At 72.1% G+C, this 23,030-nt stretch carries 21 protein-coding genes; 10 read left to right on the top strand and 11 right to left on the bottom strand.

From position 1 onward, the window contains the following. Positions 1 to 100 precede the first annotated feature (100 nt). Genes kynA through kynB form a run of 3 tightly spaced genes read right to left on the bottom strand, consistent with a single transcriptional unit; the run spans position 101 to position 2,956 of the window. Positions 101 to 1,000 (bottom strand): tryptophan 2,3-dioxygenase, encoded by a 900-nt coding sequence (gene kynA, locus EOE66_RS17805; protein ID WP_128230064.1) that lies wholly within the window; start codon positions 998 to 1,000, stop codon positions 101 to 103. Between the two features lie 16 nt (positions 1,001 to 1,016). After that, positions 1,017 to 2,267 (bottom strand): kynureninase, encoded by a 1,251-nt coding sequence (gene kynU / locus EOE66_RS17810; RefSeq protein WP_128230065.1) that lies wholly within the window; start codon positions 2,265 to 2,267, stop codon positions 1,017 to 1,019. 20 nt (positions 2,268 to 2,287) lie between these two features. Further along, entirely contained in the window at positions 2,288 to 2,956 is a 669-nt protein-coding gene (gene kynB / locus EOE66_RS17815) for an arylformamidase (RefSeq protein ID WP_128230066.1), read from the bottom strand. Positions 2,957 to 3,024: 68 nt separating this feature from the next. Here kynB and EOE66_RS17820 point away from each other — a divergent pair, with 68 nt between their 5' ends. From EOE66_RS17820 to EOE66_RS17830, 3 genes are read left to right on the top strand one after another with little or no spacing between them, the layout of a single operon-like run. Next, positions 3,025 to 4,689, top strand: a complete 1,665-nt coding sequence (locus EOE66_RS17820) for an AMP-binding protein (protein ID WP_128230067.1) — start codon at positions 3,025 to 3,027, stop codon at positions 4,687 to 4,689. Positions 4,690 to 4,696: 7 nt separating this feature from the next. Beyond that, positions 4,697 to 5,146 (top strand): acyl-CoA thioesterase, encoded by a 450-nt coding sequence (locus EOE66_RS17825; protein ID WP_128230068.1) that lies wholly within the window; start codon positions 4,697 to 4,699, stop codon positions 5,144 to 5,146. Beyond that, entirely contained in the window at positions 5,143 to 5,565 is a 423-nt protein-coding gene (locus tag EOE66_RS17830) for a RidA family protein (RefSeq protein WP_128230069.1), read from the top strand. Before EOE66_RS17825 ends, EOE66_RS17830 begins: the two co-directional genes overlap by 4 nt. Here the strand turns inward: EOE66_RS17830 and EOE66_RS17835 are convergent. Further along, positions 5,522 to 6,409: an alpha/beta hydrolase gene (locus EOE66_RS17835; RefSeq protein WP_245479091.1), complete on the bottom strand. Its 888-nt coding sequence runs from the start codon at positions 6,407 to 6,409 to the stop codon at positions 5,522 to 5,524. The two genes, EOE66_RS17830 and EOE66_RS17835, sit on opposite strands and share 44 nt — an antisense overlap. A gap of 146 nt (positions 6,410 to 6,555) precedes the next feature. Here EOE66_RS17835 and EOE66_RS17840 point away from each other — a divergent pair, with 146 nt between their 5' ends. Next, the gene (locus tag EOE66_RS17840) at positions 6,556 to 6,984 is read left to right on the top strand and encodes a CBS domain-containing protein (RefSeq protein WP_128230071.1); all 429 of its coding nucleotides are present in this window, start codon (positions 6,556 to 6,558) and stop codon (positions 6,982 to 6,984) included. A gap of 21 nt (positions 6,985 to 7,005) precedes the next feature. Here EOE66_RS17840 and EOE66_RS17845 read toward each other — a convergent pair whose 3' ends face one another. Further along, positions 7,006 to 7,785, bottom strand: coding sequence for a type III pantothenate kinase (locus tag EOE66_RS17845; RefSeq protein ID WP_128230072.1), 780 nt, complete (start codon positions 7,783 to 7,785; stop codon positions 7,006 to 7,008). 135 nt (positions 7,786 to 7,920) lie between these two features. Between EOE66_RS17845 and icmF the strand changes: the two genes are divergently transcribed. Further along, positions 7,921 to 11,214, top strand: coding sequence for a fused isobutyryl-CoA mutase/GTPase IcmF (gene icmF / locus EOE66_RS17850; protein WP_128230073.1), 3,294 nt, complete (start codon positions 7,921 to 7,923; stop codon positions 11,212 to 11,214). A gap of 29 nt (positions 11,215 to 11,243) precedes the next feature. Here the strand turns inward: icmF and EOE66_RS17855 are convergent, their stop codons facing one another. Then, positions 11,244 to 11,837, bottom strand: coding sequence for a hypothetical protein (locus EOE66_RS17855; RefSeq protein ID WP_128230074.1), 594 nt, complete (start codon positions 11,835 to 11,837; stop codon positions 11,244 to 11,246). Positions 11,838 to 11,945: 108 nt separating this feature from the next. Beyond that, entirely contained in the window at positions 11,946 to 12,566 is a 621-nt protein-coding gene (locus EOE66_RS17860; protein WP_128230075.1) for a hypothetical protein, read from the bottom strand. Positions 12,567 to 12,619: 53 nt separating this feature from the next. Here EOE66_RS17860 and EOE66_RS17865 point away from each other — a divergent pair, with 53 nt between their 5' ends. From EOE66_RS17865 to EOE66_RS17880, 4 genes are all read left to right on the top strand, one after another. Further along, on the top strand, positions 12,620 to 13,633 hold the full coding sequence (locus tag EOE66_RS17865) for a helix-turn-helix transcriptional regulator (protein WP_128230076.1): 1,014 nt from the start codon (positions 12,620 to 12,622) through the stop codon (positions 13,631 to 13,633). Positions 13,634 to 13,696: 63 nt separating this feature from the next. Next, positions 13,697 to 15,505 (top strand): zinc ribbon domain-containing protein, encoded by a 1,809-nt coding sequence (locus tag EOE66_RS17870; protein ID WP_128230077.1) that lies wholly within the window; start codon positions 13,697 to 13,699, stop codon positions 15,503 to 15,505. A gap of 64 nt (positions 15,506 to 15,569) precedes the next feature. Then, positions 15,570 to 17,468, top strand: a complete 1,899-nt coding sequence (gene mutL / locus EOE66_RS17875) for a DNA mismatch repair endonuclease MutL (RefSeq protein ID WP_128230078.1) — start codon at positions 15,570 to 15,572, stop codon at positions 17,466 to 17,468. Positions 17,469 to 17,508: 40 nt separating this feature from the next. Continuing rightward, entirely contained in the window at positions 17,509 to 18,219 is a 711-nt protein-coding gene (locus tag EOE66_RS17880) for a YciI family protein (RefSeq protein WP_128230079.1), read from the top strand. Positions 18,220 to 18,264: 45 nt separating this feature from the next. On the opposite strand, the gene EOE66_RS17885 is transcribed toward EOE66_RS17880, so the two are convergent. Both EOE66_RS17885 and EOE66_RS17890 read right to left on the bottom strand, forming a co-directional pair. Next, a complete protein-coding gene (locus EOE66_RS17885; RefSeq protein ID WP_128230080.1) occupies positions 18,265 to 19,197 on the bottom strand; it encodes a GGDEF domain-containing protein in 933 nt (310 codons plus the stop codon). Between the two features lie 11 nt (positions 19,198 to 19,208). Next, positions 19,209 to 20,243 carry an asparaginase gene (locus EOE66_RS17890; protein WP_128230081.1) on the bottom strand — a complete coding sequence of 345 codons (1,035 nt, stop codon included), beginning with the start codon at positions 20,241 to 20,243 and terminating at the stop codon, positions 19,209 to 19,211. Positions 20,244 to 20,286: 43 nt separating this feature from the next. Here EOE66_RS17890 and EOE66_RS17895 point away from each other — a divergent pair, with 43 nt between their 5' ends. Then, entirely contained in the window at positions 20,287 to 21,174 is an 888-nt protein-coding gene (locus EOE66_RS17895) for an EamA family transporter (RefSeq protein ID WP_128230082.1), read from the top strand. A gap of 3 nt (positions 21,175 to 21,177) precedes the next feature. Here the strand turns inward: EOE66_RS17895 and EOE66_RS17900 are convergent, their stop codons facing one another. Both EOE66_RS17900 and EOE66_RS17905 read right to left on the bottom strand, forming a co-directional pair. Continuing rightward, positions 21,178 to 22,443 carry a sensor histidine kinase gene (locus EOE66_RS17900; protein WP_128230083.1) on the bottom strand — a complete coding sequence of 422 codons (1,266 nt, stop codon included), beginning with the start codon at positions 22,441 to 22,443 and terminating at the stop codon, positions 21,178 to 21,180. After that, a complete protein-coding gene (locus tag EOE66_RS17905) occupies positions 22,440 to 23,021 on the bottom strand; it encodes a response regulator (RefSeq protein ID WP_164885157.1) in 582 nt (193 codons plus the stop codon). The genes EOE66_RS17900 and EOE66_RS17905 overlap by 4 nt, the downstream gene beginning before the upstream one ends. Positions 23,022 to 23,030: the final 9 nt, after the last annotated feature.

The following is a 23,030-nucleotide window of genomic DNA, read 5'->3' on the forward strand; positions in this document are numbered from 1 at the left end:
CGTGAACGAATTGGCGCCGTGGCGCAGCGGGGCCGAGGGTTTGCGCGGGGGCGCGCAGCGGGCTGTCAGCTCTGCCGACAGCCAAATCCTTCACGGCCGTTCAAAGCTCGGTGCGCAGGGTCCAGATCTCGGGGAAGAGCACCACGTCCAGCATCTTGCGCAGGTAGCTCACGCCGCCGGTGCCGCCGGTGCCGCGCTTGAAGCCGATCACGCGTTCCACCGTGGTGACGTGGCGGAAGCGCCAGAGCCTGAAGGCGTCTTCCAGATCGGTGAGTTCTTCGCCCAGCTGGTACAGGTCCCAGTGCTGCTCGGGCGCGCGGTAGACCTGCAGCCAGGCCTCACGCACGGCCGTGCTCTCGGTGTAGGGAGCGGTCCAGTCGCGCTGGGTGTGGCTTTCGGGCACGGCCAGGCCGCGGCGCGCCAGCAGGCGAAGCGCTTCGTCGTAGAGCGAGGGCGCGCGCCATGCGGCTTCCACATGCGCCAGCAGGTCGGGGCGGTGGGCGTGCGGGCGCAGCATGGCCGCGTTCTTGTTGCCCAGGCTGAACTCGATGCAGCGGTACTGCCAGCTCTGGAAGCCGCTGCTCTTGGCGAGGTAGGGCCGCAGCGCGCTGTACTCGGGCGGCGTCATCGTGGCCAGCACGTCCCAGGCGTGAACCAGCTGCTCCATGATCTTCGAGACGCGCGCCAGCGCCTTGAAGGCCGGCGGCAGCCGGTCGGCCGCGATGTCGGCGGTGGCCGCGTGCAGCTCGTGCAGCATCAGCTTCATCCACAGCTCGCTGGTCTGGTGCTGCACGATGAAGAGCATCTCGTCGTGGCAGGGCGACAGCGGCTTCTGCGCGGTGAGCACCTGGTCGAGCTGCAGGTAGTCGCTGTAGCTCATGTCGGCGCTGAAATCGAGCTGGGCGCCGAAGAAATCGGCCAGCGGCTCGCGGGTGTCACCCGTGGGCTCGGGTGTGCCGGGCTGACCCGGGGCGCCGTGGTTGAAGGGGCAACTGCTCATCGAAGGGGCTCCGGCCTCAGGTCACCGCGTGGCGCTGCTGGAAACGCGGCTCGCGCCATTCGCCCGTGTGCAGCACCTGGCGCAGGTGTTCGGCGGCATCCCAGGCGTCGACGTGGCGCAGGTACAGCGGCGTGAAGCCGAAGCGCAGCACGTCCGGCGCACGGAAATCGCCGATGACGCCGCGGCCGATCAGCGCCTGCACCACCGCGTAGGCCATCTCGTCGTGCGCGAAGCAGACCTGGCTGCCGCGTTGCACATCGCTCGTGGGCGACACCAGGCGCAGCGCCGGGCAATCGGCCTGCACCTTCGCGGCGAACAGGCGCGTCAGCGCCAGGCTCTTGGCGCGCAGGGCGGCCATGCCGCCGTGCGGCTCGGCGGCCAGCACGGTGTCGACGCCGCACTCCAGCGCTGCCAGGCTCAGCAGCGCCGGCGTGCCGCAGAGGTAGCGCGAGATGCCCTCGGCCGGCCGGTAGCCGGGCGTGAACTCGAAGGGCGCGGCGTGGCCCATCCAGCCCGCCAGCGGCTGCCAGAAGCGGCTGGCGTGGCGCGGGTGCGCCCACACGAAGGCCGGTGCACCGGGGCCGCCGTTGAGGTATTTGTAGCCGCAGCCGATGGCAAAGTCGGCGTTCGCGGCGTGCAGATCGACGGGCACGGCGCCGGCGCTGTGCGCCAGGTCCCACACCGTCAGCGCGCCGGCGGCGTGGGCCGCGGCGGTGAGCGCGGCCATGTCGTGCATGCGGCCGGTGCGGTAGTTCACGTGCGTGAGCATGAGCACCGCGGTGCGCCCGTTCAGCAGCGTGGGCAGCTCGTCGGGCTCGGACAGCACCAGCTCGAAGCCACGCTCGCGGCACAGCGCCTCGGCGATGTAGAGGTCGGTGGGGAAGTTGCTGCGCTCGCTGACGATGGTCTTGCGCTGCGGGGCATCGGCCACGGTGATGCTGAGCGCGGCACTCAGCACCTTGAAGAGGTTGACGCTGGTGGAATCGGCCACCACCAGTTCGTCGGCACCCGCCCCCACCAGGCGCGCGATCTTGTTGCCCACACGCTGCGGCAGCGTGATCCAGCCGGCGCTGTTCCAGCTGCGGATCAGGCCCGTGCCCCATTCGTCCTGCACCACCTGCTGCACACGCGCGGGCGTGGCCCGGGGCAGCACGCCCAGCGAGTTGCCGTCGAGGTAGAGCACGCCCTCGGGCAGGCTGAACTGCTCGCGCAGCGGCGCCAGCGGGTCTTGGGCGTCCAGCGCCAGGGCTTGTTCTCGGGTGCTCATGGTCGGGTCCGGCAGAAGGTTCAGGCGAGCGCGCGCAACACGGCGCGCACGGGGGAGGCGCAGGCGGTGCTCAGCCGCAAGGGCAACGCGATGAGTTCGTAGTCGCCTTCCCGCACTTCGTCGAGCAGCAGGTTTTCCAGCACGTGCAGGCCGCGGCGGCGCAGCACCTGGTGGCTGTCCAGCGTCTTGCTGGTGGCGGGGTCGACGCTGGCGCTGTCGATGCCCACCAGCAGCACGCCCAACTCGGCCAGGCGCTCCAACGTCTCGGGGGCGTAGGCGGGCAGGTCGTCGTCCCAGCGGTCTTGCGGCATGCGCGCGTAGGTGCGCACCAGCACCCGCGGCGGCAGGGCGGCAGGGTCGGGGATGGCATGCACCAGGTGCTGCCACCGCACCAGCGGCCCGCAGCCGATGGCGTGGATGACACGGCAGGGGCCGAGGTAGGGCTCCAGCGCCACTTCGCCGATGGGCGCACCTTCGTCGCCGTAGTGCAAGGGGGCGTCGGCGTGCGCGCCGGTGTGCGGCGAGAGGGTGAGGGTGCTCAGGTTCACCGGGCAGTTCGGGCCGATGCGCGCGGCCCACTGCAGGCTGAAGGGCGCATCACCCGGGAACACCGGCGAGCCGGGCTGCACTGGGGGCGAGATGTCCCACAGCGTCTGACGGGGGCTTGGTGGGGACGGTGCGGCAGCCATGCGATCGATGATATCGCCGCGTGCAATTTAGTTGACAACTAAAGTATCTCGCTCCAAGAATGCGCCGCATGACGCTGCCGGGCCCCCCGCTCACGCCTGCCGCCACCGCGCACGTGGACACCTTCGCGCGCGACCGCCTGCCGCCGCCCGAGCAACTGCCTGCACTGTTGTTCGAGCTGCCCGAGCTGCAGTTCCCGCCGCGCCTGAACTGCGCCGCGCGCCTGCTGGACCGCTGGGTCGAAGAAGGCAAAGGGCAGCGACTCTGCGTGCAGGGTGCCACCGTGCGCTGGACCTACGCCGAGTTCCAGGCCACCGCGAACCGCATCGCCCACGTGCTGGTGCGGCAGACGGGCCTGGTGCCCGGCCAGCGCGTGCTGCTGCGTGGGGCCAACACGCCCTGGCTGGCGGCCTGCTGGTTCGCGGTGGTCAAGGCCGGCGGCATTGCGGTGGGCAGCATGCCGATGCTGCGGGCGCGCGAGCTGGCGGCCATCGTCGACAAGGCGCAGATCAGCCACGCGCTGTGCGACGCGCGCCTGGCCGAAGAACTGGCGTTGGCACGCGCCGGCTGCCCCACGCTGCAGCAGGTGCTGCATTTCGGTGGCGAGGCACAGGAACTCGAAGCCGCGGCAGTCTGCATGCCCGCGCAGTTCGAGAACATCGACACTGCCGCCGAAGACATCTGCCTGATGGCCTTCACCTCCGGCACCACGGGTGTGCCCAAAGGCACGATGCACAGCCACCGCGACGTGATGGCCGCCTGCGCCTGCTGGCCGCCGCACGTGCTGCGCCCGCGTTCTGACGACGTGTTCATCGGCAGCCCGCCGCTGGCCTTCACCTTCGGGCTGGGCGGGCTGCTGCTCTTCCCGCTGTCGGTGGGCGCCAGCACCGTGCTGCTGGAAAAGGCCACGCCCGACACGCTGCCGGCCGCCGTGCAGGGCTACGGCGCCACCGTGTGCTTCACCGCGCCCACGGCCTACCGCGCCATGGCGATGGCGCAGATCGCTGCGCGTGAACGCGGCGAGGCGGCACCCTCGTTGACGACGCTGCGCAAGTGCGTCTCGGCCGGCGAGGCCCTGCCCGCGGCCACGCGCGCGCTGTGGCAGCAGGCGACCAACCTGACGCTCATCGACGGCATCGGCTCCACCGAGCTGCTGCACATCTTCATCTCGGCCGACGAAGCCACGGCGCGCCCCGGCGCCACGGGCCTGCCGGTGCCCGGTTACCGCGCCGCCATCCTCGACGAGCAGGGCCGCGAGCTGCCACCGGGTCAGGTGGGCCGCCTGGCCATCCAGGGCCCCACCGGCTGCAAATACCTCGACGACCCGCGCCAGGCCACCTATGTGCAGAACGGCTGGAACCTCACCGGCGACGCCTACCTCGTCGACCCCGTGGACGGCCAGTTCGTCTACCAGGCGCGCACCGACGACATGATCGTCAGCGGCGGCTACAACATCGCCGGCCCCGAGGTGGAGGCCGCGCTGCTGCTGCACCCCGCGGTGGCCGAATGCGGCGTGGTGGGCGTGGCCGATGAGGCGCGCGGCATGGTGGTGAAGGCCTTCGTGGTGCCCAAGCCCGGGCACGAGCCCGGCCCGGCGCTGGCGCAGGCGCTGCAAGACTTCGTCAAGCAGACCATCGCGCCTTACAAGTACCCTCGCGTGCTCGTCTTCCGCAGCGAGCTGCCGCGCACCGAAACCGGCAAGCTCCAGCGCTTCAAGCTCAAGCACCTGGACTGAACCCGCCATGCACTTCACCGCCACCCGCACCGTGCGCTTCGCCGAGTGCGACCCCGCCGGCATCGTCTTCTTCCCGCAATACCTGGTGATGCTCAACACCTTCGTCGAGCAGTGGTTCGACGAGGGGCTGCGCATCTCCTACGCCGGCCTCATCGGCGCGCGCCGCACCGGGCTGCCCACGGTGCGGCTGGAGGTCGACTTCACGGCCGTCAGCCGGCACGGCGACCTCATCACCTTCACTGGCGCCGTGGAGAAGCTCGGCCGCAGCTCGCTGACGCTGGCCGTGCGCTGCCACGCGGGGCCGGATGCCACCGGCGAGCTGCGCTACCGCGCGCGCCAGGTGCTGGTGTGCACCAGCCTGGAAACGCACCGCCCGCAGGCCCTGCCCGACGACGTGCGCCAGGCCTTGCTGCCTTACGTGATGGCCGAGGTGCCGACCCCGGAGAACCCCGCATGAACAAGCAAGTGCTGCAACCTGCCGGCTGGACACCGCCGCGCGGCTACGCCAACGGCGTGGCCGTGGGCGCCGGCACACAGGTGTTCGTGGCCGGCCAGATCGGCTGGAACGCGCAGCAGCAGTTCGAGAGCGACGACCTCGTGGCCCAGGTGCGCCAGACCCTGGCCAACGTGCGCGCGGTGCTGGCCGAGGCCGGCGCCGCGCCCGCGCACATCTGCCGCATGACCTGGTACCTCACCGACAAGCGCGAGTACCTGGCGCGCGGCCGCGAGATCGGTGCTGCCTACCGCGAGCTGATCGGCGACTACGCGGTGGCGATGTCGGCGGTGCAGGTCAGCGCGCTGATGGAAGACCGCGCCTTGGTGGAGATCGAGGTCACGGCGGTGCTGCCGCCGCCGGTGCCATCGCCTGCAGCTTGAAGAACTCGCCCAGCACCTCGCGGTAGCGCGCCTGCGCCAGCGAGTTGGTGTTGTGGTGGGTGCCGCCCTCCACCAGCAGAAAGCGCTTGGGCTCCACGGCCTTGTCGAAGAGCGCGCGGCCCAGCTCGGGGCGGATCAGGGTGTCGGCGCTGCCGTGCACCACCAGCACCGGCGCGCCCACCTCGGCGATGCGCGAGGCGGCGTCGAGCCGCTGCGTGATCAGCGGCGCCACCGGCAGCCAGCCCCACTTGAAGGTGCGCACCACCTCCGGGATGGAGGTGAAGGTGTTCTCGACGATGAGCCCGGCCTCGTCGCCCACGCTGGCGGCCAGCTGCACGGCCAGCGCACCGCCCAGCGAATGGCCGAACACGATGCGCGGCGCGCCAGGGGCCTGCGCGGCCAGCCACTGCCAGGCGGCGCGGGCGTCTTCGCCGGCCAGGGCTTCCGAAGGCAAACCGGCCGTGCTGCGGCCGAAGCCGCGGTAGTCGATGCCCAGCACCGAGAAACCGAGCTCGTGCATGCGGCGCATGCGGGGGGCGCTGCCGCGCACGTCCCAGCGTGCGCCGTGCAGGTAGAGCAGCACGGGGGCGCCAGGCTGGGCCTGGCGCAGCCACAGGCCGTGGAGCTTCACGTCTTCCTGTGCTGCACGGGAGCGGAACTCGATCCACACGTCCTGCATGCCCTCGGCGGCGGCCTGCCCGCCCCACCAGGTGCGCTCGCTCGGCTGGAAGATCCACTTGCGTTGCTGCTCGTCCAGCACCGCACAGCCGCCCAGAACAGCCACGCCGGCGGCGCCGGTCACGCACAGGGCCAGCAGGCTGCGCCAAGGCCGGCGCGGTGGCACGGGGGAGCGGACAGGGGTCGTTGCTGCGGGCATACCCGCATGTTGGCACGGCCGGCGATGTGGCGTGGCCCCTGGGGCTGCCACCCTTGCCGCCAGCGGCCGTTTGTGTAGGCTGCAAGGCGTCTGCTTGGCCTGGGAGAGATCCGATGAAGCCGGTGTCAGAACTGCTGAAGAAGCGCGAGGGCACGCTGTGGCACGTGCGGCCCGATTGCAGCGTCTACGAAGCCCTGGAACTGCTGGCGCAGTACGAGGTGGGGGCGCTGATGGTGATGGAGGGCGGGCGCCTGGTGGGCGTGTTCTCCGAGCGCGACTACACGCGCAAGATCGCGCTGCAGGGCCGCAACTCCAAGACCACGCCAGTCTCGGACATCATGACGCGGCAGGTGCTCACCGTGACGCCGAACACCGGCACGCGCGTGGCCATGCAGCTGATGAGCGCGCGCAAGGTGCGCCACCTCCCGGTGCTCGATGGCAGCACGGTGCTGGGGATGATCTCCATCCGCGACGTGCTCGACGACATCATCGCCGACCACGAGAGCACCATCGCGCAGCTGGAAAGCTACATCCACTCCTGAGGGGCGGGCCCGCCCTCGGGCTCAGAGCGCCAGGCGCTGGCTCTGCATCGCCAGCAGGCCGTCGAAGATCAGCGTCTCGACGGTCTCGAAGGGCAGGTCGGTGATGGCCACCAGCTTGGGCGCGCCGCCACCGCCCATCAGCAGCAGCGGGGCCTGGCCGGTGCGCGCCTGCAGCCGCCGCGCCTGGCGTTCCACCGCGCCGGCGATGGCGTTGGCGCCGCCGCTCATCAGCGCGTCGCTGGTGTTGGTGGGGAAGTCCACCACCTCGCCCGTGGGCACCTTCAGGCCTGCCGTGCCCATCTCCAGCGCCCGTTGCATCAGGCCGAAGCCCGGCAGGATGAGGCCGCCGAGGAAGTGGCCGTCGGGGTCGAGCGCGTCCACCGTCACGGCCGTGCCCACCATCACCACCATCGCCGGGCGGGCAGTGCCGCCTCGCGCCACCTCCTGCAGCACGCGGTGGCGGGCGCCGGCCAGCGCCACCCAGCGGTCGGCGCCCAGGCGGGTGGGGTGGTCGTACCCGTTCTTCACGCCGGCTTCGGAGGCCGTGGGCACCACCCAGTGCGGGTTGATGTCCCAGAGTTCGAGCTGCTCTTCCACGCGGCGGCGGATGGCCTCGCCGGCCACGGCGCAGCCCAGCATGCTGTGCGGCGCGGGCAGGTCGCGCCACTGCGTCTCGGCCAGGTCGTCGATGGTCTCCAGGAACACCGCGCCGTGGTGCAGCAAGGTGGCGCCGGGCTGGGGGCTGGCGTACAGCGCCCACTTCAGGCGGGTGTTGCCGATGTCGATGGCCAGAAAGCTCATGGGCGGGCGCGGGCGGCGTCGGCCCGGGGCAGTGGCGGCGAAAGAGGCCGGGAGGTTAGCAGTGCCGCCGAGGCAGACGCCCATGGCATCATGCCGAATTGACGTTTACGTCAACGTCAAGCAAGGTGACATGCCATGACCGATCTCTCCGCCGAAGCCCGCGCCCTGGCCAACTACCGGCCCACGAACAAGGTGCGTTTCGTCACCGCCGCCAGCCTCTTCGACGGGCACGACGCGGCCATCAACATCATGCGGCGCATCCTGCAGGGCATGGGCGCCGAGGTCATCCACCTCGGCCACAACCGCAGCGTCGACGAGGTGGTCACGGCCGCGCTGCAGGAAGACGTGCAGGGTATCGCCATCAGCAGCTACCAGGGCGGGCACGTCGAGTACTTCAAGTACATGGTCGACCTGCTGAAGGCCCGCGGCGGCGCGCACATCCAGGTGTTCGGCGGTGGCGGTGGCGTCATCGTGCCGGCCGAGATCCGCGAGCTGCAGGCCTATGGCGTGGCGCGCATCTACAGCCCGGAAGACGGCCAGCGCATGGGGCTGCAGGGCATGATCGGCGAGATGGTCATGCGCTGCGACCACGACCTCTCGGCGCATGCGCCGCAGCAGGTGGCAGCGCTGCAGGGCCACACCGACGCCGCCTGGCGTGCGCTGGCCCAGGCCCTCACGGCGCTGGAGAACGGCCAGGCCGACGCCGGCTTCAAGGCCGAACTCGCCAAGGCCGCGCAGGGCGCGAAGGTGCCGGTGCTGGGCATCACCGGCACGGGCGGCGCGGGCAAGAGCAGCCTCACCGACGAACTCATCCGACGCATCCGCTTGGACCAGGGCGACGCGCTGCGCATCGCCGTCATCAGCATCGACCCCAGCCGGCGCAAGAGCGGTGGTGCGCTGCTGGGCGACCGCATCCGCATGAACGCCATCTCGCCCTGGAGCCAGGGGCCGCGTGTGTTCATGCGCAGCTTGGCCACGCGCGATTTCGGCAGCGAGATCAGCCAGGCCCTGCCCGACGTGCTGCTGGCCTGCAAGGCCGCGGGTTTCGACCTCATCGTGGTGGAGACCTCGGGCATCGGCCAGGGCGACGCCGCCATCGTGCCGCTGGTGGACGTGCCGCTCTACGTGATGACGCCCGAGTTCGGCGCCGCCAGCCAGCTGGAGAAGATCGACATGCTCGACTTCGCCGAGTTCGTGGCCATCAACAAGTTCGACCGCAAGGGCGCGGCCGACGCGCTGCGCGACGTGGCCAAGCAGGTGCAGCGCAACAAGGAAGCCTGGGGCACGAAGACCGAGGAAATGCCGGTCTTCGGCACCATGGCCAGCCGCTTCAACGACGACGGCGTCACGGCGCTTTACCAGGCCTTGCGCCCGCGGTTGGCCGCGCTGGGGCTGAAGACCGCCGAAGGCCGCCTGCCGATGGTGGCCACGCGCCACAGCACGCACCAGGTGCCCATCGTGCCGGGCGCGCGCGTGCGCTACCTGGCCGACATCAGCGACACCGTGCGCGGCTACAAGCGCAAGGCGCTTGCGCAAAGCCGGCTGGCGCGCGAGATCCAGCAGTTGCGCGCCACCGCGAAGATGCTGCTCACCGACAAGCCCGGCCGCCACCGCGCCGTGGAGGCCGTGGACGACCTGGCCGTGCAGCGCGAGGCCCTGCTCGACCCGCAGGCGAAGAAGCTGCTGGCGATGTGGCCCGAGATGAGACGAGCCTACGCCGGCGACGAGTACGTGGTGAAGATCCGCGACAAGGAGATCCTCACCGCGCTGACGCACACCACGCTGTCCGGCAGCAAGATCCGCAAGGTGGCGCTGCCGAAGTACGAGTGCGACGGTGAAGTGCTGAAGTGGCTGATGCTCGACAACGTGCCCGGCAGCTTCCCGTACACCGCCGGCACCTTCGCCTTCAAGCGCGAGGGCGAAGACCCGACGCGCATGTTCGCCGGCGAAGGCGACGCCTTCCGCACCAACCGCCGCTTCAAGCTGCTGAGCGAGGGCATGCCGGCCAAGCGCCTGTCCACGGCCTTCGACAGCGTCACGCTCTACGGCAACGACCCCGACCCGAGGCCCGACATCTACGGCAAGGTGGGCAACAGCGGCGTGAGCATCGCGACGCTGGACGACATGAAGGTGCTCTACGGCGGCTTCGACCTCACGCACCCGGCCACGTCGGTCAGCATGACGATCAACGGCCCGGCGCCCACCATCCTGGCGATGTTCATGAACACCGCCATCGACCAGAACCTCGACAAGTTCAAGGTCGACAACGGCCGCGAGCCGACGGACGACGAAGCCCAGAAGATCCGCGCCTGGACGCTGGCCAACGTGCGCGGCACGGTGCAGGCCGACATCCTGAAGGAAGACCAGGGCCAGAACACCTGCATCTTCAGCACCGAGTTCAGCCTCAAGGTGATGGGCGACATCGCGCAGTGGTTCGTGCAGCACGACGTGCGCAACTTCTACTCGGTGAGCATCAGCGGTTACCACATCGCCGAGGCGGGCGCCAACCCGATCAGCCAGCTGGCCTTCACGCTGAGCAACGGCTTCACGTTTGTGGAGGCCTACCTCGCGCGCGGCATGCACATCGACGACTTCGCGCCCAACCTGAGCTTCTTCTTCAGCAACGGCATGGACCCCGAGTACACGGTGCTCGGCCGCGTGGCGCGCCGCATCTGGGCGGTGGCGATGCGCGAGCGTTATGGCGCCAACGAACGCAGCCAGAAGCTGAAGTACCACGTGCAGACGAGTGGCCGTTCACTGCACGCGCAGGAGATCCAGTTCAACGACATCCGCACCACGCTGCAGGCGCTGATCGCGATCTACGACAACTGCAATTCGCTGCACACGAATGCGTTCGACGAGGCCATCACCACGCCCACCGAAGACAGCGTGCGCCGCGCCATGGCCATCCAGCTCATCATCAACCGCGAGTGGGGCCTGGCGAAGAACGAGAACCCCAACCAGGGCGCCTTCGTCATCGACGAGCTCACCGAACTGGTGGAAGAGGCGGTGCTGGCCGAGTTCGAGAAGATCGCCGAACGCGGCGGTGTGCTGGGCGCGATGGAAACCGGCTACCAGCGCAGCAAGATCCAGGAAGAGAGCATGCACTACGAGATGCTCAAGCACACCGGCGAGTTGCCCATCATCGGCGTGAACACCTTCCGTTCGCCGCATGGCGACCCGGTGCCCGAGAGCATCGAGCTCGCGCGCAGCACCGAAGAAGAAAAGCGCAGCCAGCTGCAGCGCCTGCAGGCCTTCCACGAACGCCACGCCGCGCAGGCGCCGGCCATGTTGCATCGCCTGCAGCAGGCGGTGATGGCGAACGACAACGTCTTCGCGGTGCTGATGGATGCGGTGCGCGTGTGCAGCCTGGGCCAGATCACCCACGCGCTGTTCGAGGTGGGCGGGCAGTACCGCCGCAGCATGTGAGGCGGCGCGGCGCCGCGCGCCGGCGCCCGCTATTTGCGGCTGTTGTCCAGCGAGGGCAGCGGGATGTGGCCCAGGTCGCTGGCCAGGGTCTCGTAGCGCGCCGCCAGCGCCGGCTGGCCGGTGCGGCGGTAGTGCAGCGCCAGCTGGTAGCTGGCTTCGGGGTCGCGCAGCAGTGCGGCCAGCTGCATCCAACCCACGTAGCGGCGCGTGCCGTGCGCTTCGTCATGCGCGCGGCTGGCCTCGGCCAGGCGCACGGCGGCGGCACGGTCGCCCAGGGCGGCCAGGCGCAGGTCGCGCTGCAGGGCCGGGCCGGCCTCGGTGAAGCTGCTGCGGAAGACCAGCACGTCCTTGGCGCGCAGCAGTTGCATGACCTCGGCCGCGGCAGCGCGCTGCGCCACCACGTCGCTGGCGCCCGGGTGCAGGCGCAGGTAGGCATCCGCGGCGCGCACGATGTCGCTGGGCCACACCGCCTGCTCGAAGACCTTGCGCAGGGCTGCCGCATCGCCCATCGCCAGTTCGGCCGGGAGAGAGGCCGGCTGCGGTGGCGGTGGCGCTTCGAAGGCCTGCGCGCCTACCCAACCCGGTACGACCCAGACCAGGGCCATCCAAACCGCCATGCGCATGCCGAAACTCCAGAGATTCGTTCCGGAGTTTCGGCGTGCCCTGGGCACGGCTTGAGGGGCGAGGGCGTGACGCGTTTCACGCGGCCGTGCGCCGCCGGTGCAGGCCGTTCAGCCGATGCGGCGCCAGTGCATCACCCAGTCGTGCGCCCAGGTCTGTCCGCCGTCGGCCGAGTAGACCTGCCGCCAGCGGCAGACGCCGTCGCCGATGCAGTCCCAGATGCCCATCGATCGCATGGGCTTGCCCTGGTCCTCGTAGCTGCTGGCGAAGAGCCCGGCGCCGTTCTCGAAGCTGCCGGTCTGGCCGGGCGCGGTGACGACGCCGCTCTTCGCGTTGACCCAGTGGTCGGACCACTGCCGCTGTGCGACGTCGAGCATGCGCAGCCCCAGACCGCTGAAGTCGCGCGCCGGGATCAGGAGTTCCTCGACGCTGCCGATGCCGCCCAGGATGCTCCAGCACCGTGCTTCGCCCTCGAAACGGTCCCAGGCCTCGCCGCGGCGCTTGAGGTGGCGGATGCGCCAGCGGCCGTCGAGGAAGGCGAAGTCGCCGGGTCGGCCCGGCGTGGCGGTGGCAGGGAGGGCGGGCACGGGGTCGAAGCGCGGGGTGTCGGCCTCGATCATCGAGTCGTCGAGCATGGCGGTGGGCGGGGCGGTGGTGGTGAAGGGGTGGACGGGCTGCGTCGCCAGCCAGGCGGCGCTGGCCAGGAATCGGCGGCGGCTTGCGTAGGGCATGGCAGCATCTTGCGCCCGTGAACCTGACACCCGATGTCAGCTAATCTGCAGCCATGCGTTCGAGCCGTCTGTTGTCCATCCTGCTGCGCCTGCAGCTGCGTGGCCGCGTGACGGCGGCCGAACTTGCACGGGAGTTCGAGGTGGCCGTGCGCACGGTCTACCGCGATCTCGATGCGCTCAGTGCCGCCGGTGTGCCGCTGCGCGCCGACCGCGGCCGGGGTGGGGGCATCGTGCTGCCGCCCGGCTGGCGCACCGAGCTGACGGGGCTGACCGCGCTGGAGGCGCGCAGCGTGCCGCTGGCCGGGCTGGCCGGGGCCGCGCGTGACCTCGGGCTGGCCGGTGAGGCGGCCGATGTGCAGCTCAAGCTGCTGGCCAGCCTGCCGCCCGACGCGGCCGCCGATGCCGGACGCATCGCCGAGCGTTTCCATGTCGATCCCTTGCCCTGGTACCACCGTGCCGAGCCCCTGCCCCTGCTGCCTGCGCTGGCGGGTGCGGTCTGGCAGGGTCTGCGCGTGCGCATCGGGTACGAGAGCTGGTCGGGCGCGGTCGAGCGCACGCTGTCGCCGCTGGGCCTGGTGCTCAAGGGCGGCCTCTGGTACCTGGCGGCCAGCGCGGGGGGCCGCGGCGCGGCGGCCGGGCCACGCACCTACCGCGTCAGCGGCATCCAGCGCCTGCGCGTGCTGAAGTTGCCGGCACGGCGGCCGGCCGGCTTCGTGCTGGCGGCGCATTGGCCGGTGTCGGTGGCCGATTTCGAGGCCCGGCTCATGCAGGGCCGGGCCACCGTGCTGATCTCGGACGAGGGTCTGCGCATCCTGCGCAGCGTCCTGCCGGCGGCGGCCGACGAGGCTCTGCGCACGCAACGCAAGGCGGCGCGGCCGGGGTGGGTGCAGGCTGAGATTCCCACAGAGGCCGAGGCGTACGCCGCGCGCCAGCTCTTGCGCCTGGGCACGGAGGTCGAGGTGCTGGCGCCGCCTGCGCTGCGCGCCGCACTGGCCCGCGAGGCTGCGGCCGTCGCCCGCGCGCACCGGGGTCCGGCCCTGAGAAGTGCCCCGGGAAGCCCTGCCTGATGCCCTCGGCCCGCTGGCGGGCCTTCATGCAGAATCGGCCGCGACCCGTTGTCTGGAGCATGCATGGCGTACCGGTGGAGCCTGGAAGGGCCTGCCTTCGAATTCCCCTCCCCCTATGGCACCGAGAACCGGTTCCTGGTGGCGCGGGGCTATGCGCTGATCGCGCTGGCGGTGCTGATCGCCGCGGTGGTGTCCTTCGTCGGTGGCGAGGCGCCTGAAGTCACCGTGACGCTGGAAAAGCTGCCCGAGCCGGCCAGTGCCGTGCCCCACCTGGTGGCGGCCATGCTGCTGCTGATGCTGGGCGCGCGCGACCTCTGGAAGGCCTCGGCCCAGCGACAGTTGCTGCTGGCGCCGGGCCAGCCGGCCTCGTTGATGCCCGATGTGCCGCGCGAGGGCTCGGGCCTCAGCCCAGGTGCTGCCGCGCTGCAGCGGCTGCTCGAGGTGGGCGAGCACCGCCCGGCGGCCGTCGAGGGCCGCTATGCCTCGGCCTTGCGCCTGCTCGGCCCCGATCTCGCGCACGCCCCCACCACCTTGCACGACCACCTGCGCGTGCGCTTCTCGCACCTTGGCCTGGCACTCGGCCTGGGTCTGGTGCTGCTGGTGTCTTTCCTGGCCTTCCGCGAGGCGCCTGCGCAGGGCGCGGCGGCGCTGGTGCCCTTGCTGGTGTGCGCCGGTGTGCTGGCTCTGCGCGCGCTGCACCCCGAACACCGGGCCCTGTCGCCCTGGCTGGTGGGCTTGCTGGTGCTGCTGGCGGGCGTGCTCGCAGGGCTGCTGGGCGTGTTCGCGGAGGCCTTGCCGCGCTCGGCGTCGTTGCCGCGCCTGGGCCTGCCGCTGGCGGCGCTGGTGATGCTGTTCAGCGTGCTGCTCTTCGAGAGCCTGGGCGTGCTCGCTGCCCGCGCGCAACTGCAGGCGCCCTGGCTGCCGGCGGTGGCGCCCGAGACGCAGGACGCGGAGCAGGAGGCCGACCCCGAGCAGCTGATGCGCGACGTCGACCTGGAATTGCACCGCCAGTGGACCGAGGGCATTCCCAACCGCCGTTACGGCTGGCTGAGCCCGCAGCTGCCGCGTGGCGCCGAGACTGGCAGCTTCCAGGCGCTGGTGCTGGAAGAGTCGCAACCGCTGGTGGCCACCGCGCCGCTGGCGGCGCGTGCCGGCCCGGCGCCGGGCCGCGCTGCGGCGGCCGCCGCGACGCCGGTTCCACCAGCGCCCACCGAAGCGCCGCGCCGCGGCGCCCTGCTGGCACTCAACGTCACCGGCCTGCTCTGGAGCCTGGGCGGCAGCATGGCCTGGCTGTGGCTGGCCACCACCCACATGCTCAACCCTGCGGCCTCTTGGGTGCCGGCGGCCAGCGGCATGGCGGCGCTGGCCGTGGGGGGCTATGCCTTGCGCATCGGGCACCTGCTCTGGAGCCGCGTGGAGGTGGTCTCCACCCTCACCTGGCTGGACCTGCAGGGCACCTGGGTCCGCGCGCCCGAGGCGCAGCGCGGCCGCGACGAAGGCGGCGCACGCACGCAGGGCTGGCATTTGCGGGGCCGCGTGGCGGTGCTGCGCTCGATGTTCTATGCCGCAGCGCCCCACACCGCCGGCAGCCGGGTGATGCTGGCGCTGGTCGCCCACCGCGCAGGCGCCACGGCCTGGCTGCAGACCGTGCAAGAGCTGGCGCGCAAGGCGGCCCCGGCCGCCATGCCCTCGGCGGCCGTTGCGGCTGCGGCTGCGGTGCGCCCGCGCCCGCGCGAGCCCGAGGTGCCTGCACCGGCCGCTGCCGCGGCGGCTCCCCGCCGCGTGGCACGCTTCTGCACGCACTGCGGCACCGCCGTGCCGGCGGGTGCGCGTTTCTGCCAGCACTGCGGCTCGGTCCTGCCGGTGGAATGAGCGCAGCGCGGGCAAGCCGCTGCAACCGCCCTGCCTGCCAGGGGGGGCTCCTACAATCCCGGCGATGAACGCCGTGTTGCCGACGAGCGCGATGCAGGCGCCCGCCCCCGGCCGCCGCATCCGCGAACTGCCCGACGAGCTGGTGAGCCAGATCGCCGCCGGCGAGGTGGTGGAACGCCCCGCCTCCGTGGTGCGCGAGCTGGTCGACAACGCGCTGGACGCCGGCGCCAGGCAGATCACCGTGCGCCTGGTGGCCGGCGGGGTGCGCAGCATCGTGGTGGAAGACGACGGCGGCGGCATCGCGCGCGAAGACCTGCCGCTGGCGCTGAAGCGCCACGCCACCAGCAAGATCGCGAGCCTGGCCGAGCTGGAATCGGTGGCCACCATGGGTTTCCGCGGCGAGGCCCTGGCCGCCATCGCCTCGGTGGCCGAGATGACGCTCACCACCCGCACCGCCGAGATGCCGCACGCCTGGCGCCTGCAGGCGCGCAGCGGTGAACTCGCACCCGCGGCGCGCGGCACGGGCACCACGGTGGAGGTCAACGAGCTCTTCTTCAGCACGCCGGCGCGGCGCAAGTTCCTGAAGACCGACGCCACCGAGTTCGCGCACGCGCTGGAGGCCGTGCGCCGCCACGCGCTGGCGCGGCCCGATGTGGGTTTTGCCGTCTGGCATGAAGCGCGCCTGGCCGCGCAGTGGCGCGCCGCCGCGCCCGCGCAGCGCTGGGCCGACGTGCTGGGCGCCGACTTCATCGCCGCCAGCCGCGGCGTGCAGGCCGAGCGCGGCCCGCTGGCGCTGCAAGGCCGTGCCGGCCAGCCCGAGGCGGCCCGTTCGCGCGCCGACCTGCAGTACGTCTTCGTCAACGGCCGCTACGTGCGCGACCGCCTGCTCGCCCACGCCGTGCGCGCGGCCTATGAAGACCAGCTCCACGGCAGCCGCCAGCCGGCCTACCTGCTCTTCCTGCAGATCGCCCCCGAGCTGGTGGACGTGAACGTGCACCCGACCAAGATCGAGGTGCGCTTCCGCGACGGAAGGGCCGTGCACCAGGCGGTGCGCGCGGCGGTGGAAGATGCGCTGGCGCCCACGCGGGCCGGCACGAACGAGGCGGCCGTGCCCGCGCCGCCCACGGCCGATGCGGTGCCCGCACCCGCGGCCGCAGCCGCGCCACTCGGCGGCTGGCAGCCCTCACTGGCCTGGACGCCGGCCGAGACGCCCGCCACCGCCGCGCCGGCCTGGCCCGCTGCGCAAGAGACCCCCGGCCCCTGGCGCACGCCGCAAGGCAGCGGCGGTTTGGCCACCTGGGCCGCCTTGCGCGCCGAGGTCGACCGCCCCACCCCCGGGGCGCCCCCCGGTGAGGACGAGCCCACGGCCTGGCCGCTGGGCCGCGCCATCGCGCAGATCGGCGGCGCCTATGTGCTGGCCGAAAACGCCCACGGCCTGGTGGTGGTGGACATGCACGCGGCGCACGAACGCATCGTCTACGAAGGGCTGAAGCGCTCGGCGGTGGGTGGCCAGCACCTGCCGGCGCAGCCGCTGCTCATCCCGCAGACGCTGGCGGCCACGCCCGCCGAGATCGCCACGGCCGAGGCCGAGCAAGAGGCGCTGCTGGCCCTGGGCCTGGACGTGGGCGTGCTCAGCGCCGGCACGCTGGTGCTGCGCAGCGGCCCGGCGGCGCTGCTGGCGCGCGGCAACGCCGACCTGGCCGAACTCACACGCTCGGTGCTGGCCGAGCTGGCCGAGGCCGGTGCCACCCGCGTGGTGCAGCGCGCGCGCGACGACATCCTCGCCACCATGGCCTGCCACGGTGCCGTGCGCGCCAACCGCCGCCTCACGCTGGAAGAGATGAACGCGCTGCTGCGCGAGATGGAAGCGACCGAACGCGCCGACACCTGCAACCACGGCCGGCCCACCTGGCGGCAGGTGACGATGAAGGAACTGGACGCCCTGTTCCTGCGTGGGCGCTGAACGCCCGCACCCCAGCCCCGGGCCTGGAGGACACCGCGCCATGCAACGCCGCCACTTCACCACCGGGCTGGCCGCCTGCGCCGCCCTCGCTGCACCCAGCCGGTTGCGGGCGGCCGAAAGCCCGCCCGCCCCGCCCGCCCCGCGCGTGCCGCTGGACGCCCCCGACTGGTTCGTCTTCCTCGAGAGCGGCCGCCCCACGCCGCCCGACCGGGCCGCCGTGGCCGCCATGCAGCGCGGCCACATCGAGAACTTCAAGCGCCTCTTCGCCGCGGGCCGGCTCTTCGCCGCCGGGCCGATGCGTGACCCGGCCGGCCACAAGCGCGGCTTCGTCACCGTGCGTGCGCAGACGCTGGACGAACTGCGCGGCTACTTCCAGCCCGACGACTACGTGCGCGAGGGCTACATGACGCTCAACGCCGTGCCCGCCACCGCGCAGCGTGCTTTGCACACCGAGGGCATCGACGCCAGCCGCGTGGAAGAGCTGCGCATCCTGCACCTGAGCCGCGGCGATGCTTCCGAAGAGGCCGCCACCACCGCGGCCCGCCACGCCTGGCTGCAGGGGCTGGCGGACCGCGGCACCGTCGGCGCCTGGTACACGCTGGGCCACGGGCCGGTGGCCGAGGTGATGTTCGCGCGCAGCACCGACACCGCAGCCTTGCAGGCCGCATTCCAGGCTTGCCCGGGTCTCGGCCGCGGCGGCGTGGTGCTCTCGGTGTGGGCGCAGTGGCTGGCACCGGGCGTGGTGCGCTGAGCGGCGTGCTGTGCCTGATGCCGCTGTTCGGGCCCGCAGGCGGCGTCAGCCCGCCACGCGGTTGCGCCCGTCCCGCTTGGCTTCGTACATGCGCGCGTCGGCCTCGCCCAGCAGGTCGCGCGCGGTGGTCAGCGTCGCCGTGAAGGTGGCCACGCCGATGGAGGCCGTCTGCACGTGGCGGAGGTCGGCACCGTCCTCGCCCTGCAGGGCGATGCTGCGCGCCGCCAGCGCCGAGCGCACGCGCTCGGCCAGCGTGCGGGCCTCTTCCAGCGTCGTCTCGGGCAGCACGGCCACGAACTCCTCGCCACCGCATCGACCCAGCACGTCGGTGTTGCGCAGCGCGCCGTGGGCGGTGGCCGCGGCCTCGCGCAGCACGGTGTCGCCGGCGTTGTGGCCCCAGCGGTCGTTGACGCTCTTGAAGTGGTCGAGGTCGATGCACAGCAGCGACAGCGGCCGCTTGTGGCGCCGCGCGCGCCGCATCTCGCGCGCCAGCGTGTCCATCACGTAGCGCTTGGTGAAGACCTCGGTGCCGGCGTCCACCGTCGCCATGCGGTAGATGTGGTCGTGCAGCAGCGCGTCCACACTGTTGCGGCCGTAGAACTTCAGCACCAGCTCACCCAGGCGCAGCAGGTCGCCGTCGTTCAAGAGCACCGGGGCGCGCACGCGCTTGTCGTTGACCCAGCTGCCGTTGACGGAGCCGGCGTCGTTGAAGCGCACGGTGTCGCCCTGCACCACCAGCTCGGCATGGCGGCGGCTGACGCCGGGGCTGTCGAGCTGCACCGCGCAATCGGGCGCACGGCCCAGGCTCAGCGTGCCCTCGGGCAGCGCATGTCGCTGGCCGGGCGCCTCGCCGCTGTACTGCACCAGGCAAGGTTGGCGCAGGCCGGTCGCTCCAAGGCTCTGCACGAGGGTGAGCTCGCCCTGTTTCAGGCGCACCGTGGGGTGGTCCCAGGTCTGGGGGCTGTCGGTGTCGGACATGGGCAGCAGGCTCAGGCCGGCAGCAGTTCGGCGCTGGCGCGCAGGCTGCCCACCTCGATGCCGTTCCAGTTCACCAGCGGCACATCGGCTAGGCCGTGCACGAAGGCGGCTTCGTCGCCTCCCAGCGGCAGCAGCCGCACCAGCAGCGCGGCCAGCACCACCTCGCAGGCGCGGGCGTTGTTGCCGTCGTCCATCTTCACGGCCACGCCCAGGCCCAGCGTGGGCAGCGCGGCGCAGTACACGCCCTCGGCGCCCACCTTGCAGAACACCCGTTCGCCCAGGCGCTGCATCAGGCGCGTATCGAGCCGGCCAGTGCCGGCCACCATCTGCGGCGCGCGCGCCACGGCCTGGCGCAGGCGCTGTGCGGCGGCGGCATGGCCCGGGCGCAGGCCCTGGCCGGTGGCCACGCGCGCGAAGGCGTGGGCCAGGTGGCGCAGCGGGATGGCGTAGGTAGGGATGCTGCAGCCGTCGGTGCCCACCGCGGCTTTCGAGAGGTCGTAGCCCGTGCTGGCCTGCAGCGCGGCCGTGACCTCGCGCATTACCGGGTGCTCGGGCTTCACGTAGCCGCGCAGGAAGGCGCGGCGGTCATCGCCTTCCGCCATCAGGCAGCCGAGGCACACGAAACCGGCGTGTTTGCCCGAGCAGTTGTTGTTCAGCGCGCTGGGCTGCTCGCCGGCGGCGGCCAGGGCCTTGATGGCGCCATCGTGGTAAGGCCAGTGGGTGCCGCATTCCAGCGCCTGTACGTCCACGCCGGCCTTGGCCAGCATCGAGGCCGCGGTGGCGGTGTGAAAACTCTCGCCGCCATGGCTGGCGCAGGCGAGCGCCAGCTCTTCGTCGCTGAGGCCGAAACGTTCGGCGGCGCCGCTTTCCACCAGCGGCAGGGCTTGCAGCACCTTGACGGCGCTGCGCGGGAAGATGGGGCGGTCGATGTCGCCCCAGGCGCTGTGCACAGTGCCGCCGGCATCGATCACGGCCACGGCGCCGCGGTGCGCCGATTCGACGATGCCGCCGCGCAGGGCTTCGGCCAAAACGGGATGGGCTGTCATGGCGGTGACTTTAGCCTGCGGCCCCCCACTGCAGAATGCCGCGATGCCGCTTCAAGCCCTCTTGCTCGTGCTGGCCGCGGCGACTCTGCACGCCTTGTGGAACATTGCCGCCAAACGTGCTGGCGGCGACCACCGTTTCGCCTTCCTCACGGTGTTGATGTCGGTGCTGCTGTGGGCACCGCTGGCGCTGTGGTCGGCCCCGGCCGAACTGCCGCGCTGGGGCTGGCAGGCCTGGGTGGTGGTCTCGGTGAGCGCGGCCTTGCACGTGGTCTATTTCCTCACGCTGCTGCGCGGTTATCGCGAGGCCGACCTCACGGTGGTCTACCCCGTGGCGCGGGGCAGTGGCCCGCTGCTGACGGCTGCCGCCGCGGTGCTGCTCTTGGGCGAGACGCTCAGCACCGCGGGCGCCTTCGGCGTGCTGGCGGTGTGCGGCGGTGTCTTCCTCATCGCCGGCGGGCCGGGCCTGTGGCGCGCCCGTGCGGCGGGCGCCGACCCCGCCGCGCGCCAGCGCCTGCTGCGGGGCCTGCGCTGGGGCGCGCTGACCGGTTCGCTCATCGCCTGCTACACGGTGGTGGACGGCTACGGCGTGAAGGTGCTGCTGATGGCGCCGCTGCTCTTCGACTTCATGTGCAACGCGCTGCGCCTGCCGATGATGCTGCCGCTGGTGTGGCGCGATGGCGCTGGCCTGCGCGCAGCGCTGCGCACGCAGTGGCGGCCGGCGCTGGTGGTGGCGGCGCTGGGCCCGGCCGGCTACATCATGGTGCTGCACGCGGTGCAGCTGGCGCCGCTGTCGCACGTGGCGCCGGCGCGCGAGGTCTCGATGCTGATCGCCGCCTTCATCGGCGGCCGGCTGCTGGGTGAAGGCGACCGGGCGCTGCGGCTGCTGGGTGCGGCGTGCATCGCGGGCGGGGTGATGGCGCTGGCCTGGTAGGCGTCAAAAGCTCAAGACAAACGCCGCACCACCTTCCAGCGGCCGCACATGCCGCACGCGCCCGCCCATGCCGTGCACCAGCTGGCGCACCACCGTCAGCCCCACGCCCTGGCCGCCTTCGCGCGTGGTGAAGAAGGGCAGGAAGATCTGCCGCTCCAGCCCTGGCGCCACGCCCGGGCCGTTGTCGCGCACGCTCAGCTGCAGGCGCCCGCCGCGGCCTTGTCGCGCCGTGACCCACAAGCGCGGCACAGGCGTCTCTGCCGTGGCCTGCGCGGCGTTGTGCACCAGAGCCAGCAAGGCCTGCTCCAGCTGCGCTTCATCGGCCTGCAAGCACAGCGTGGGGCTGGCCAATTCGAACAGCGCTTCGCCGCCGCGCGCCGCCCAGGCCGGCGCGGTGGCCTGCTGCAGCCGCGCGAAGAGGGCCTGCAGCGCCACCGGCGCCAGCTGCGGCGCCGGCCAGTGGCTGGCGCGGCGGTAGGTGGCGACAAAACGCGCCAGCCCTTGCGCGCGCTGCTGGATGGCCTGCAGCGCGGTGCGCAAGTCGGCTTGCGCGGCGGGGTCGTCGGGCTCGTCCAGCAGGCCGATGGCGGTCTGGCTCAGGCTCTGCAGCGGCGTCAGCGAATTCATGATCTCGTGCGTGAGCACGGTCACCAGCTCCTGCCAGGCGCGCAGCGATTCGGCCTCCAGCTCGTTCTCCAGTGGCACCAGCGCGAGCAGCACCCGCGCCTGGCCGACCAGGGCCAGCGGCTGGCGCTGCAGCTGCCAGCGCTCGGCGCCGCGCTCGGTGTCCAGCAGCACGGGGCCGGGCGCGGCCTTGCTGGCCAGCAGGCGGTGCAGCGCCGCGCGGTCGCGCACGCCGCCCGGGGCTTCCAGCCGGCGTGCGCGGCTGCTCAGGGGCTGCAGGCGCGGGTGGGCGGGGTCGTCGGCCGGGGCCTCGGGGTGGTGCGCCCACACGGCCACGGGCAGGTGCTCGAACTGCGCCTGCAGCGTGGCCACGCGCTGGGCCTGGCGTTCTTCGGCCGTGGGCGAGGGCGCAGGCTGCGATGTTGCCGAGATACCGGCGCGTGCCTGGCTGCGCCAGTGCGCGCGCACCAGCGGCGCCAAGAGTGCTGCGGCCAGGGCCACCACGGCCGCGGCGCCGACGAGCGCCCGCGCGCTGCCCTGCGAAGCCAGCGCGCCCGCCGCAGCGGCCAGCAGCAGCGCGGCCGCTACGCGGGCTGCGGTGCCCAGTGCGGCAATGACCGTTTGGCGTGCGGGTAGCGTGCTCACAGGCCGTGCTTTTCCAGCCGGCGGTACAGCGCCGCGCGCGACAGGCCCAAGGCGCGCGCTGCCGCGCTCAGGTTGCCCTGGGCCTCGGCCATCGCGGCCATCAACGCGGCGCGCTCTTGCGTGGCCAGGGGCTGCACCGCGGCACTGGGGACCAAGTTCGGGGCGGGTGTGGGCTCGGCCATCGCGGCACCTGCGGGCCGCTGCAGCGCTTCCAGGCAGGTGGCCACGAGGCGCGCGTTGTCCCAGGGCTTGGTGACGAAGTCCCAGGCGCCGCGGCGCACGGCCTGCACGGCACGTTCGATGTCGGCGTAGGCCGTCATCACCACCACGGGCGGCGGGGCGGGGCGCTGGCGCAGTTCATCGAGCAGGCGCAGGCCCTGGCTGCCGTCGGTGCGGCCGGGGCCGAAGTTGAGGTCCAGCAGCAGCAGCGCGGGCTGCAGGCGGTCCAGCGCCGCGGGCAGCTCGGCCGGGCGGCGCAGGCAGGTGACGGGGCCCACGCGGCGCTGCAGCAGCAGCTGCGCGGCCAGGCCGACATCGGGGTCGTCGTCGAGCAGCAGCAGGCGCGGCGCAGAAGACACAGAGGAAGG

The organism is Rubrivivax rivuli, from assembly GCF_004016505.1.
Classification (GTDB): Bacteria; Pseudomonadota; Gammaproteobacteria; order Burkholderiales; family Burkholderiaceae_C; genus Rubrivivax; species Rubrivivax rivuli.

Coding starts and splice junctions, on each gene's coding strand:
- EOE66_RS17825 (WP_128230068.1), top strand. CDS start 4,697: ATGCACTTCACCGCCACCCGCACCGTGCGCTTCGCCGAGTGCGACCCC.
- EOE66_RS17890 (WP_128230081.1), bottom strand. CDS start 20,243: ATGACAGCCCATCCCGTTTTGGCCGAAGCCCTGCGCGGCGGCATCGTC.
- EOE66_RS17885 (WP_128230080.1), bottom strand. CDS start 19,197: ATGTCCGACACCGACAGCCCCCAGACCTGGGACCACCCCACGGTGCGC.
- EOE66_RS17820 (WP_128230067.1), top strand. CDS start 3,025: ATGACGCTGCCGGGCCCCCCGCTCACGCCTGCCGCCACCGCGCACGTG.
- EOE66_RS17860 (WP_128230075.1), bottom strand. CDS start 12,566: ATGCCCTACGCAAGCCGCCGCCGATTCCTGGCCAGCGCCGCCTGGCTG.
- EOE66_RS17830 (WP_128230069.1), top strand. CDS start 5,143: ATGAACAAGCAAGTGCTGCAACCTGCCGGCTGGACACCGCCGCGCGGC.
- EOE66_RS17845 (WP_128230072.1), bottom strand. CDS start 7,785: ATGAGCTTTCTGGCCATCGACATCGGCAACACCCGCCTGAAGTGGGCG.
- EOE66_RS17870 (WP_128230077.1), top strand. CDS start 13,697: ATGGCGTACCGGTGGAGCCTGGAAGGGCCTGCCTTCGAATTCCCCTCC.
- EOE66_RS17855 (WP_128230074.1), bottom strand. CDS start 11,837: ATGCGCATGGCGGTTTGGATGGCCCTGGTCTGGGTCGTACCGGGTTGG.
- icmF (WP_128230073.1), top strand. CDS start 7,921: ATGACCGATCTCTCCGCCGAAGCCCGCGCCCTGGCCAACTACCGGCCC.
- EOE66_RS17865 (WP_128230076.1), top strand. CDS start 12,620: ATGCGTTCGAGCCGTCTGTTGTCCATCCTGCTGCGCCTGCAGCTGCGT.
- kynA (WP_128230064.1), bottom strand. CDS start 1,000: ATGAGCAGTTGCCCCTTCAACCACGGCGCCCCGGGTCAGCCCGGCACA.
- EOE66_RS17895 (WP_128230082.1), top strand. CDS start 20,287: ATGCCGCTTCAAGCCCTCTTGCTCGTGCTGGCCGCGGCGACTCTGCAC.
- mutL (WP_128230078.1), top strand. CDS start 15,570: ATGAACGCCGTGTTGCCGACGAGCGCGATGCAGGCGCCCGCCCCCGGC.
- EOE66_RS17840 (WP_128230071.1), top strand. CDS start 6,556: ATGAAGCCGGTGTCAGAACTGCTGAAGAAGCGCGAGGGCACGCTGTGG.
- EOE66_RS17880 (WP_128230079.1), top strand. CDS start 17,509: ATGCAACGCCGCCACTTCACCACCGGGCTGGCCGCCTGCGCCGCCCTC.
- kynU (WP_128230065.1), bottom strand. CDS start 2,267: ATGAGCACCCGAGAACAAGCCCTGGCGCTGGACGCCCAAGACCCGCTG.
- kynB (WP_128230066.1), bottom strand. CDS start 2,956: ATGGCTGCCGCACCGTCCCCACCAAGCCCCCGTCAGACGCTGTGGGAC.